The organism is Marinimicrobium sp., from assembly GCF_002695945.1.
GTDB classification, from domain to species: Bacteria; Pseudomonadota; Gammaproteobacteria; order Pseudomonadales; family Cellvibrionaceae; genus Marinimicrobium; species Marinimicrobium koreense.
Window position 1 is genome coordinate 16,651 of sequence record NZ_NZQP01000030.1, and the last position, 12,205, is coordinate 28,855.

Below are 12,205 nucleotides of genomic sequence, written 5' to 3' on the forward strand. Positions count from 1 at the left end.
AACAGTAAATGTAAAGATTGGTTATCTCACTTAACACTCCCGTGGATATCTTTCGTAAAGGCCGTTAGCCTTGAATCAATNGACACCAACTTGGGGAGCACAACCATGGGCCTGCTAGTCAAAGGCAAGTGGCATGATCAGTGGTACGACACCGAAAAAACCGGTGGGGANTTNATTCGGGAAGACGCCCAGTTCCGCCACTGGGTGACCCGGGACGGCAGCGCCGGCCCCAGCGGTGAGGGCGGCTTCAAAGCCGAGGCGGGGCGCTATCACTTGTACGTGTCCTACGCCTGCCCCTGGGCCCATCGCACCCTGATTTTCCGCGCNCTGCTCGGGCTGGNGGACGTCATCAGCGTCTCGGTGGTGCATCCGCACATGCTGGAAAACGGCTGGGAGTTCCGGGCCGATAAAACCTTCAGCACTGAGGGCCCGGAGCCCTTATACGGTTTTGATTGTATGCATCAGGTGTACACCAAAGCACAACCGGATTACTCCGGCCGGGTGACCGTACCGGTACTCTGGGACAAGCAGCGCGAAACCATCGTCAACAACGAGTCCGCCGAAATCATCCGCATGCTCTCCAGCGGTTTCTGGGATCTGGCCAAAGCACCCCGGGATTTTTATCCGGAAGCAATGCGTTCGGAGATCGATGCGATTAACGAGAAGGTGTATCACAACATCAACAACGGGGTGTACCGCTCCGGTTTTGCCACCCGGCAAGACAAGTATGAGAAAGCCTTTCAGGCACTGTTCGCCGCGTTGGATGATGTGGAAGCGTTACTGGGACAGCAGAAGTTTCTGGCCGGGGACACTCTGACCGAGGCGGACTGGCGGCTGTTCACCACCCTGGTACGATTCGATGCCGTGTATGTGGGTCATTTCAAATGCAACCGGAACCGGATTGCGGACTTCCCGAATCTGTCGAATTACCTGCGTCAGTTGTACCAGGTACCCGGGGTGAAAGAGACGGTGCATCTGGACCATATCAAGCACCATTATTATTACAGCCACGACACCATCAACCCGACCCGGATCGTGCCGGTGGGGCCGGAGTTGGGGTTGGATGCGCCGCATGATCGGGGTGAGGTGTAACAGTTCGTTGTTGATTCACGTTGGGTAACGGCGGATGCGCTTCGCTTATCCGCCCTATGCCATTTGCCGCACTATCCGTAGGGCGGATAAGCCGAAGGCGCATCCGCCGTTACCCATACATCGGTAAGGCCCGCGCAATAATCTCCTTCACCGGCACACCTTTGGGCAAATTACCGTACAACCCGTGCGGCTGCTCAATCCGGCTGGCGATGAAGGCCTCCGCCACGCGCCGATCGCCGTGGCGGAGCAACAATGATGCCTGCAAGGCCACCGCCATCGCCTCGGCCAGACTCCGCGCCCGATACTCCCGCGCCTCCGGCGCCTTGAGCGCCGCCTCCAGGTCGACCACATAGCGGTCCAGCCGGGCATCCACGCCCCGGCTGCGCTGAAACTCGCTGAACAGCGCCTCTCGGGTTTCCGGCTGCTTGTCCAATGCCCGCAGAATATCCAGACACTGCACATTGCCGCTACCCTCCCAGATGGCATTGATCGGCGCCTCCCGGTACAGGCGCGCTGTCATGAATTCGTTCATTACCCCGCTGCCACCCAGACATTCCATGGCCTCGGCGTTGTGCCCGGCCACCCGTTTGCACACCGAGTACTTCCCCAGCGCCGTCGCTAGGCGCAGAAACGCCTGCTCCTGCAGGTCCCGCCGATGGTCGAGGGCCTGAGCCAAACGCATTGCCAAGGTCACGGCGGCATCGCTTTCAATCACCAGGTCCGCCAAAACATTCTGCATCAGCGGTTGCTGCACCAGCGCCCGGCCAAACGCCCGGCGATGCACACAGTGGTGAATCGCCTGCACCACCGCCTGGCGCAGGGCGGCGGCCGAGGCGACGGTGCAATCAAATCGCGTCAGGGCCACCATCTCGATGATGGTCGCCACGCCCCGCCCTTCCTGACCCAACAGCCAACCCTCGGCCCCGCGCAGCTCCACCTCACTGGAGGCATTGGAGACATTGCCGGCCTTGTCTTTCAGCCGCTGCAATAGCAGCGCATTCTTGCCGCCCTCGGAGCGCCAGCGGGGCACCAGAAAACAGGACAGGCCCGCATCGGTCTGCGCCAGCGTCAGAAAACCATCGGAGTTGGGAGCAGACATGAAAAACTTGTGGCCGGTCAACCGATAATGATCACCCTGGGCCCGCGCCCGGGTGGTATTGGCGCGCACATCCGAGCCACCCTGTTTTTCGGTCATGGCCATGCCCAGGGTCAGCCCGGCTTTCTCGCTGAAATGCCGATTGCTGCCGTCGTACTCCCCGGACAACAACTTGGGCACCCAGGTCGCCGGCAGGCCCTCCTGGGCTTTCAGCACCGGAATACCCGCAAAGGTCATGGTGATCGGGCAACCGTGACCCTGCTCCAATTGCGTCTGCAGATAGACGCTGGCGGCCCGGGCGGCATGGGCGCCGGGCTGGGGGTTCTGCCAGGGACTCGCGTGCAGGCCCTCGGCAATGGCCTTGCCCATCAACCGGTGATAGCTCGGGTGATAGTCCACCCAGTCGAACCGATGGCCCCAGCGATCGTGGGTGCGCAGTTCCGGCGGATGGGCATTGGCGTCAAAACCACATTGAATCCACCCCGGATCACCCAGCGCCCGCCCCTGCTCATGCAGCGCGGCTTCGGCCCACCCCGCCCCACCGGTTTTGATCAATTCCTGCAGCGCCACATCCTCCCGGTAGGCGTCATAGCCTTCCAACGGCGGCGGCACGTTGAACACTTCGTGGGTCTCTGTCTGGGAATCGCGCGAGTGGGGCTCGCTCATGGTCACCTCCCGGTAGGCCGGTGGGTCTGGAAGCTGTATAATCGCGGGTTTCACGCCAGCCCGTCATACACGAAGCTTAGTACAGGTTACCGCATGTCTTTGGAAAAAACGTACAACCCCCACGCCATCGAGCGCGAGTGGTATCAGACCTGGGAAGATCGAGGTTACTTCAAGCCCCAGGGCGGAGATGACCCCTACTGCATCATGATTCCGCCGCCGAACGTAACCGGCAGCCTGCACATGGGTCATGGCTTCAACAACGCGGTGATGGACGCGATGATCCGCTATCACCGAATGAAGGGCGACGACACCCTGTGGCAGATGGGCACCGACCACGCCGGCATCGCCACCCAGATGGTGGTGGAGCGGCAACTGGCTGCCGAAGGTCAGGACCGGCACGATCTGGGCCGGGAAAAATTCCTGGAGAAAGTCTGGGAGTGGAAGGCCGAGTCTGGCGGCAACATCACCCGCCAGCTGCGCCGTCTGGGCTCCTCTCTGGATTGGAGCCGCGAGCGCTTCACCATGGATGAGGGCCTGTCCAAAGCCGTTCAGGAAGCGTTTGTGCGCCTGTACGAAGATGGCCTGATTTACCGCGGCAAGCGCCTGGTGAACTGGGACCCGAAACTGCACACCGCCATTTCCGATCTCGAAGTGGAAAACCACGATGAGAAAGGCTTTTTCTGGCACATGCGCTACCCGCTCGCCGACGGCGAAAAGACGGCCGATGGCAAAGACCACCTGGTGGTGGCCACCACCCGCCCGGAAACCATGCTGGGCGATTCGGCCGTGGCCGTGCACCCGGAAGACCAGCGCTACGCCTCACTGGTGGGGAAGTTCATTGAGCTGCCCCTGGTCGGCCGCCGCATTCCGATTATTGCCGATGACTATGTGGATCAGGATTTTGGCACCGGCTGCGTGAAGATCACTCCAGCCCACGACTTCAATGATTACGAAGTGGGCAAACGTCACGACCTGCCCCTGATCAATGTGCTGGATAAAGATGCGGCCATTCTGGGCACCGCTCAGGTATTCAACTATGCCGGTCAGTCTCGCACCGACATCGATACCGGCCTGCCCTCAGAGCTGGCAGGCAAAGATCGCTATGCCGCGCGCGAAGCGATTGTCGAAGCCCTGCAGGCCTCCGACCTGATGGACAAGATCGAAGACCATGCTCTGAAGCAGCCCCGCGGCGACCGCTCCGGTGTAGTGGTGGAACCCTGGCTAACCGACCAGTGGTATGTGAGCACCAAGCCCCTGGCCGAGCCGGCCATTGAGGCGGTGGAAGACGGCCGCATTCAGTTTGTGCCCAAGCAGTACGAGAACATGTACTTTTCCTGGATGCGCGACATTCAGGACTGGTGCATCAGCCGACAGCTCTGGTGGGGCCATCGGATTCCGGCCTGGTACGACGAGAACGGCAAGGTGTATGTGGGCCGCAACGAGGCGGAAATCCGCAGCAAGTACGACCTGCCCCAGAGCGTCAGGCTGGAGCAGGACGAAGACGTACTGGATACCTGGTTCAGCTCGGGTCTGTGGACCTTTTCCACGCTCGGCTGGCCGGAACAGACCGACTTCCTGAAGAAATTCCACCCGACCGACCTGCTGGTGACCGGGTTCGACATCATTTTCTTCTGGGTGGCGCGCATGATCATGCTGACCATGCACCTGATCAAAGATGAAAACGGTAAGCCGCAGGTGCCGTTCGAAACCGTCTACGTGCACGGTCTGGTACGCGACAGTTACGGTCAGAAAATGTCCAATCCAAAGGCAACGTGCTGGACCCGCTGGACATCATCGACGGCATTGATCTCGAAAGCCTGGTGGCCAAGCGTACCAAAGGCCTGATGCGCCCGAAAGACGCCCAGAAAATTGAAAAGCAGACCCGCAAGGAATTCCCGGACGGTATTGCCGCCTATGGCACCGACGCCCTGCGTTTTACCTTCTGCTCCCTGGCCTCCACCGGGCGTGACATCAAGTTCGATATGGGCCGGGTGGAAGGCTACCGCAACTTCTGCAACAAAATCTGGAACGCCACCCGCTATGTGCTGATGCAGTGCGAAGGCGAAGACTGCGGTCAGGACGGCGGTGACGTCGCCCTGTCGCTGGCGGACCGGTGGATCATCTCCCGCCTGCAGAACGCTGAGCAAACCGTCACCGAGGCACTGAACACCTACCGCCTCGATCTGGCCGCCCAGGCCCTGTACGAGTTCATCTGGAACGAGTACTGCGACTGGTATCTGGAGCTGTCCAAGCCGGTCCTGTGGGACGAGAATGCCACCGCCGAACAGAAACGCGGCACCCGCCGCACCCTGATCCGCGTGCTGGAAACCACCCTGCGTCTGGCACACCCGCTGATGCCATTCATCACCGAAGAAATCTGGCAGAAGATCAAAGACCTGTCCGGTGCCCAGGGCGAGACCATCATGCTCGCGCCCTACCCCGTGGCCGATGAGCGCAAGGTGGATGCCGAGGCCTCAGCCGATATCGAATGGCTGAAAGCAGTGATCCTGGGCGTGCGTAACATTCGCGGGGAAATGAACATTTCCCCGGCGAAAAAACTGCCGCTGTTTTTCTACAACGGCTCCGATCAGGATCAGCGCCGCCTGAACGACAACCGCCAGTACCTGATCAAAATTGCCGCCCTGGAAGATGTCACCTGGCTGAACCCGGGGGACGAGGCCCCGGTGTCCGCCACAGCACTGGCGGGTAATCTTGAGCTGCTGGTACCCATGGCCGGTCTGATCGACAAGGATGCGGAACTGGAGCGGTTGAACAAGGAAACCGTAAAACTGGAAAAAGACATCCAGAAAACCGAAGGCAAATTGGGCAATGCAAGCTTTGTCGACAAAGCGCCTAAAGAGGTGGTCGATAAAGAGCGCGATCGGTTGGACGGGTTGAAATCCGCGTTGAGTAAGTTGCAGGAGCAGGTACGTCGAATCGAGAGTCTCTGATAATTTTCCTCGACTTTGCGTAGGGCGGATAAGCGAAGCGCATCCGCCGTAAATACCCGTGACATTATCGATTAACGCAACCTTGGGGAACGGCGGATGCGCGCTTCGCGCTTATCCGCCCTACGCCACCTATCGTTCGCCGGCACGGATATCAACCACGCCTTTCCCACCCCAATCCTCGGGATAAACACCTTCCTTCACCGATCGGTGAAAGGTTGAATACGGCCAATCCTTCACCGCATTCACCCAACCATGTTTGACCGGATTGTAATGCACGTAATCCATATGATTGCGAAAATCCTGCTCGCTGGTGATGGCGTGCTCCCAAAATCGCTGCTGACAGATTGTGGCATCTCGGGCCAATCCCTCCATCGCAATCACCGTTTTTGAAAACACTTTCTTGATCTCCCGCCAGCGGCCAGAGTAGTCGGCATCGTATTGCGGTAAGGTCCATATTGCATGCAGGTGATCCGGCAGGACGCACCAGGCATCGATGGTAAAAGGGCGCGCTTGATGCACCCGACGCACGGCGTCACGGAGGGTATCGATATAGCGAGTCAAAAAATCGGATTGCCGATCTTGCAAGGTTACCGTGAAAAAATATGTGCCACCGGGAATGTAAGTGCGTCGGTAGTTGGGCATGGCGGGCTCCAGTCCTTGGATAATGTCGCACAAAGGGTATCCAATAGGACGAACGGAGCCAAGCCGATAGCGGCATCAAGCGACAATGTGGCTTATGACTGAGAGGTCGATCAAAGTTTTGGGGCGATTCCGGCGGACGCATTTGGGTTAGGTTACGGCGGATGCGGATTTTTACTGCTGCGCTCGGCTCCGCCCTGCGGGGCGTGGTGGATGTATTTTGGGTGGTTGCGGCGGATGCGCCTTCGGCTTATCCGCCCTGCGCATACCACGGCAGCTCCCGTAGGGCGGATAAGCGCCGCGAGGCGCGCATCCGCCGTTGCCTTGGGTAGGGATAGACCGAGGCGCATGGCGGAGAGGGAGGGATTCACTCGGGCCATCCATGGCCCTCGCCCTTCGGCCGCTCACGCACATCCCTGTGCTCCGCGGCATTAGTGCATCCTGCACGTCGGCGCCTTCGGCCGTGCAAAACGGCTGTCCTGCCGTTTTTTGATTCGCCTCTTCCTGAGGCTCACCCTCCGGGCGGCTTCGCCGTCCCAATTTGATCCCGTCAAATTGGTCGAACCCGGCGAGGCTTCTCACCCTTCCCTTTCAGCCATAAAAAAACCGCCCCCTGTCGGGGACGGTTTCTGTATGGCGGAGAGGGAGGGATTCGAACCCTCGATACCGGATTAGGGTATACTCCCTTAGCAGGGGAGCGCCTTCAGCCACTCGGCCACCTCTCCAAAACAATTTGTCACCTGCCTCTCGACAAGTGCGGCGCATCATACCATATCTCACGAAAAATCAAAGGGTTGAGAGTGGTTGGATGCAAAAAAGTGCGATCAAAATCGCGTCTGGTCGGAACTTGACCGGAATTTCCAGAGGGAAGAGCGGCTCGGGAGGTGGTTGATTACGCTCCCGAGGCCCGTCGACGAGTCTGGGATCAATCCAGCTGCTCATCCTGGTTCTGCTTCTCACGCTGAATGCGCTGGTAAATCTCTTCGCGGTGAACGGCGATATCCTTGGGTGCATTCACACCGATACGGACCTGATTGCCCTTCACGCCAAGTACGGTGACGGTCACTTCATCACCAACCATCAATGTTTCGCCAATACGGCGGGTCAAAATCAACATAATAAATCTCCTTCACTCATCCTGTAAGAACACGGCGTAGACTCCATCGTCCGATGCCGCTTCTCGGCTAACCCCGATCGCCAATGGGCGTCAAACTACAAACCCCCTTGAAGTATTGACCATAGTTGGCGATTAGGACAAACATTTTCCACCCTTTTATGTGCATTGTTCTCCCTGCTTACATTAACGCGCGCTAACTGTACCAGATTTATTGAGCGATCGCTAACCAACCGCCCCAATCCGGAGTATGCGCCTGTTAACCCCGGTCCCGGCTTTCCTCGGGCTCTTTATCGAGTCCGAAGGCCGTGTGCAGGCAGCGAACCGCCAGTTCCAGGTAACGCTCTTCGATGATCACGGAGATTTTGATTTCCGAGGTGGTGATCATCTGAATATTGATGTTCTCTTCGGCCAGGGCGTTGAACATGGTGGAGGCCACCCCGGCATGGGAGCGCATTCCAACTCCGACAATGGACACCTTGGCGACCCGGTCATCCCCGCGTACTTCCCGGGCGCCGATGGACTGGGCCACGGTTTCCAGGACACCGACGGTCTTTTTCAGATCGCCTTTGTTGACGGTAAAGGTCAGGTCTGTGGTGTTGTCGGCACCCACGTTCTGGACAATCACGTCCACTTCAATATTGGCAGCACCCACCGGACCCAGGATACGGGCGGCAACGCCCGGCGTGTCCGGCACACCAGCAAGAGTCACTTTTGCCTCATCGCGGTTGAACGCGATGCCCGAGACAATGGGTTGTTCCATAGTGTCATCTTCCTCATCGAGTGTAATCAGGGTGCCCGGGCCTTCCTGGAAGCTCGACAACACCCGTAACGGAACTTTGTACTTGCCGGCGAATTCAACCGACCGGATCTGCAGCACCTTGGAACCTAGACTGGCCATTTCCAGCATTTCTTCGAAGGTGATCCGGTCCAGCCGTCGGGCACGCTCTACCACTCGTGGGTCGGTGGTGTATACGCCGTCCACGTCGGTATAGATCTGGCACTCATCGGCTTTCAACGCCGCCGCCAGGGCCACGCCGGTGGTATCTGAGCCACCCCGTCCAAGGGTGGTGATATTGCCCTGCTCGTCCACACCCTGGAACCCGGCGACCACCACCACACGCCCGGCCTCAAGGTCGGCGCGCATGTTGGCTTCATCAATGGCCTGGATGCGGGCTTTGGTGTGGGCATTGTCGGTCAGGATACGCACCTGGCCACCGGTGTAGGACCGGGCATCGTAGCCGCGCTTTTTCAGCGCCATCGACAGCAGGGCAATGGTGACCTGTTCACCGGTCGACACCAGCACGTCCAATTCGCGCGGGTCGGGGTTGTCCTGTATCTGCTGAGCCAAGGCAATCAGGCGGTTGGTCTCGCCGCTCATCGCGGACAGCACCACCACCATATCGTGGCCCTGGTCACGAAATTTCGCCACCTTGTCAGCCACGGCTTCAATCCGCTCGACGGTGCCCACGGAGGTGCCGCCGTATTTCTGTACGAACAAACTCATGCCCGAACGCTTCCTCGACCAGTACGCCGGAGAACCGGCTCAGTTGCAACATTGCGCGCCATGCGCGGCCCGCTATTAAAGCGTAAATCGCGCGTTAGCGAAATAGTTTTTCAGGCCCGTAAAAGCCTTTTTTAGCGGTTTGGTTACGGCGGATGCGGTTCGCCGTACGAGATTTTGGCACGTTGGGTTACGGCGGATGCGCCTTCGGCTTATCCGCCCTACGCGACCTGCCGTGCTATGCGTAGGGGCCGAGCGCAGCGGTAGGACACGCATCCGCCGTAACCGACCCGAAAAGCGTTATGCGAGTTGGGCTTTGACCCACTCGGGGACGGCGCTCAGGGCGCTGTCCAGCCCGCTGGGATCAGTGCCACCGCCCTGGGCCATATCCGGGCGGCCACCGCCTTTGCCGCCTACCTTTGTGGCCACTTCACGCATCAGATCGCCGGCTTTGATCCGGTCAGTCAGATCCTTGGTCACCCCGGCAACCAATGAGACTTTCTCACCCTCTACCGCCGCGACCAGCAATACGCCACTGCCAAGCTTGTTTTTCAGCTGATCGGCGCTCTCGCGCAGGGATTTGCTGTCGGCCCCCTCCAGCTTGACCGCCAGTACCTTGACCCCGGCGACCTCCTGAACCTGGTCCAGCAGGCTGCCGCTGCCCGCAGTGGCCAGCTTGGCCTTGAGCGCGCTCAGTTCCTTTTCCAGCTTGCGGTTCTGGGCCAGCAGTTGCTCGACCTTCTCCGGCACCTGCGGACGGCGGGTCTTCAGGGCCTGAGCGGTGCGGTCGGCAAGTGCCTCAACCTCATCAAACAGCGCCAGAGCGCCCGCTCCGGTCACCGCCTCGATGCGACGAACACCCGCCGCCACGCCGGATTCAGAGGTGATCCGAAACAGGCCGATGTCGCCAGTGCGGCGCACGTGGGTACCGCCGCAGAGTTCCACCGAGAACCCATCCCCCATGGTCAGCACGCGCACCTGGTCACCGTACTTTTCACCAAACAGCATCATGGCACCTTTGGTCTTGGCGCTGTCGATATCCATCTCTTCGACCTGAACATCGGTGTTGGCGCGAATCTGTTCGTTGACCAGCGCTTCAATCGCCTTGATCTCTTCGGGCTTGAGCGCCTCGAAGTGGGAGAAGTCAAAACGCAGACGCTCGGAATCCACCAGTGACCCTTTCTGGGTCACGTGCTCGCCCAGCACTTCACGAAGCGCCGCGTGCATCAGGTGGGTTGCCGAGTGATTCAGGGCGGTGGCCGAACGCACATTGCCGTCGACCCGGGCCGACAGCGTATCGCCCACCGCCAGACGGCCGTGCAATACCCGGCCAATGTGCAGATGGCTGCTCCCCTGCTTGTTGCAGTCACGCACCTCAAAGCGCAGACCACCGTCGGCTTCCAGGTAGCCGGTATCGCCCACCTGACCACCGGACTCGGCGTAAAACGGCGTGCGATCGAGCACCACGGCGCCCTCATCGCCTTCTTCCAGTTGGTCCACGAGCTGGCCGTCTTTCAGCAACGCCTGGATCTTGCCCTGCTCCGCAAGCTGGGTATAGCCCAGGAACTCGGTGGCCGGCAGGTCCAGCCCGGCCGAGGTGTAATCCACCTTGAAGCTGCCGGCCGCGCGGGCCCGGGCGCGCTGGGCGTCCATGGCCTGCTCGTAACCGGGCATATCCAGCGTCAGACCACGCTCGCGCGCAATGTCCGCGGTCAGGTCGACAGGGAAACCGTAAGTGTCGTACAGAGTAAAGACGATATCGCCGGGAATCTCGGTGCCACTCAGATCTTCCAGCGCCCCTTCGAGGACCACCATCCCCTTATCCAGGGTTTTGGCGAACTGCTCCTCTTCCAACAGCAGCACCTTTTCGATCTGTGCCCGTTGCTGGCGTAACTCCGGATAGGCATCACCCATCACCTCGGCCAGCGCGACCACCAACTGGTGGAAAAACGGTTGGGTCTGGCCCAGTTGGTGACCGTGGCGCACGGCGCGGCGAATGATGCGGCGCAGCACATAACCGCGCCCTTCATTGGAGGGCAGCACCCCATCGCTGATCAGAAACGCACAGGAACGGATATGGTCGGCAATCACCCGCAGTGACTTGTTTTCCATATCCGTGGCACCCGTCGCGTCGGCCGCGGCTTTGAGCAGGTGCTGGAACAGATCGATGTCGTAGTTGTTGTGCACGCCCTGCATGACCGCGGCAATCCGCTCCAGGCCCATGCCGGTATCGATGGAGGGGTTGGGCAGCGGCTTCAACTCGCCATTGCTGTGGCGCTCATACTGCATGAACACCAGGTTCCAGATCTCGATGTACCGGTCCAGATCATCATTCTCGCTGCCGGGTGGGCCACCAGGCACATCCGGGCCGTGGTCATAAAAGATTTCCGAGCTGGGACCACAGGGGCCGGTGTCCCCCATCTGCCAGAAGTTGTCTTCATCCAGGCGGGAGAAGCGCTCGGGGCTGACCCCCACCTCCTTCTGCCAGATATCGGCCGCTTCATCGTCGCTGATATGGACGGTCACCCACAACCGCTCTTCGGGCAGTTTGAGTACATCGGTCAGAAACTCCCAGGCGAACTTGATCGCGTCGCGCTTGAAGTAGTCTCCAAAGCTGAAATTGCCCAGCATCTCAAAGAACGTGTGGTGGCGGGCGGTATAGCCGACATTTTCGAGGTCGTTGTGCTTGCCCCCGGCACGCACACAACGCTGGGAACTGGCCGCACGGCGGTAATCCCGGTGTTCTTCGCCGAGGAATACGTCCTTGAACTGGACCATACCGGCATTGGTGAACAGGAGGGTCGGGTCATTACCCGGAATCAGGGAGCTGCTGGGGACAACGGTGTGCCCCTGCTGCTCAAAGTACTTCAAGAAGGCGTCGCGAATTTCTGCGCTTTTCATAGCGTATCCGTGGTTATCGAGATCAAAATGGGGCGATTCAGGGGCGGTCGAGCTGTTCCCGCTCTTCCTGGGTCAACTGGCGCGCTTCGCTCTCCAGCATCACCGGGATGCCATCGCGAATAGGGTAAGCCAAGTGGCTGGCTCGGCACACCAGCTCCTGCTTTTCAGCGTCGTACTCCAGTGGAGCCTTGCTCACCGGGCAGACCAGTAGACTGAGCAGTTTTTTGTCGATCATAGCGCCC

General features: G+C 59.6%; 7 protein-coding genes, 1 tRNA gene and 1 pseudogene. 2 read left to right on the top strand and 7 right to left on the bottom strand.

All coding sequences use genetic code 11. The features are described from left to right. The first annotated feature begins 105 nt into the window (after positions 1-105). The gene (locus tag CMG77_RS07545) at positions 106-1,092 is read left to right on the top strand and encodes a glutathione S-transferase family protein (protein ID WP_286903945.1); all 987 of its coding nucleotides are present in this window, start codon (positions 106-108) and stop codon (positions 1,090-1,092) included. Positions 1,093-1,201: 109 nt separating this feature from the next. Here CMG77_RS07545 and CMG77_RS07550 read toward each other — a convergent pair whose 3' ends face one another. Next, positions 1,202-2,854 carry an acyl-CoA dehydrogenase family protein gene (locus CMG77_RS07550; RefSeq protein WP_286876071.1) on the bottom strand — a complete coding sequence of 551 codons (1,653 nt, stop codon included), beginning with the start codon at positions 2,852-2,854 and terminating at the stop codon, positions 1,202-1,204. A gap of 99 nt (positions 2,855-2,953) precedes the next feature. Between CMG77_RS07550 and CMG77_RS07555 the strand changes: the two are divergent. Continuing rightward, a pseudogene (locus tag CMG77_RS07555) lies at positions 2,954-5,805 on the top strand (valine--tRNA ligase). Positions 5,806-5,934: 129 nt separating this feature from the next. Here the strand turns inward: CMG77_RS07555 and CMG77_RS07560 are convergent. The 6 genes from CMG77_RS07560 to CMG77_RS07585 form a co-directional block, all read right to left on the bottom strand. Further along, complete coding sequence (locus CMG77_RS07560; RefSeq protein WP_286806655.1) at positions 5,935-6,447, bottom strand: REP-associated tyrosine transposase; 513 nt, start codon at positions 6,445-6,447, stop codon at positions 5,935-5,937. A 631-nt stretch (positions 6,448-7,078) separates the two neighbouring features. Then, positions 7,079-7,169, bottom strand: a tRNA-Ser gene (locus CMG77_RS07565). 200 nt (positions 7,170-7,369) lie between these two features. Then, a complete protein-coding gene (gene csrA / locus CMG77_RS07570) occupies positions 7,370-7,561 on the bottom strand; it encodes a carbon storage regulator CsrA (protein WP_024459782.1) in 192 nt (63 codons plus the stop codon). Between the two features lie 256 nt (positions 7,562-7,817). Beyond that, positions 7,818-9,065, bottom strand: coding sequence for an aspartate kinase (locus CMG77_RS07575; RefSeq protein ID WP_123637051.1), 1,248 nt, complete (start codon positions 9,063-9,065; stop codon positions 7,818-7,820). Positions 9,066-9,362: 297 nt separating this feature from the next. Next, complete coding sequence (alaS, locus tag CMG77_RS07580) at positions 9,363-11,963, bottom strand: alanine--tRNA ligase (protein ID WP_286806658.1); 2,601 nt, start codon at positions 11,961-11,963, stop codon at positions 9,363-9,365. A gap of 37 nt (positions 11,964-12,000) precedes the next feature. Continuing rightward, a complete protein-coding gene (locus CMG77_RS07585; protein ID WP_024459779.1) occupies positions 12,001-12,198 on the bottom strand; it encodes a Trm112 family protein in 198 nt (65 codons plus the stop codon). Positions 12,199-12,205: the final 7 nt, after the last annotated feature.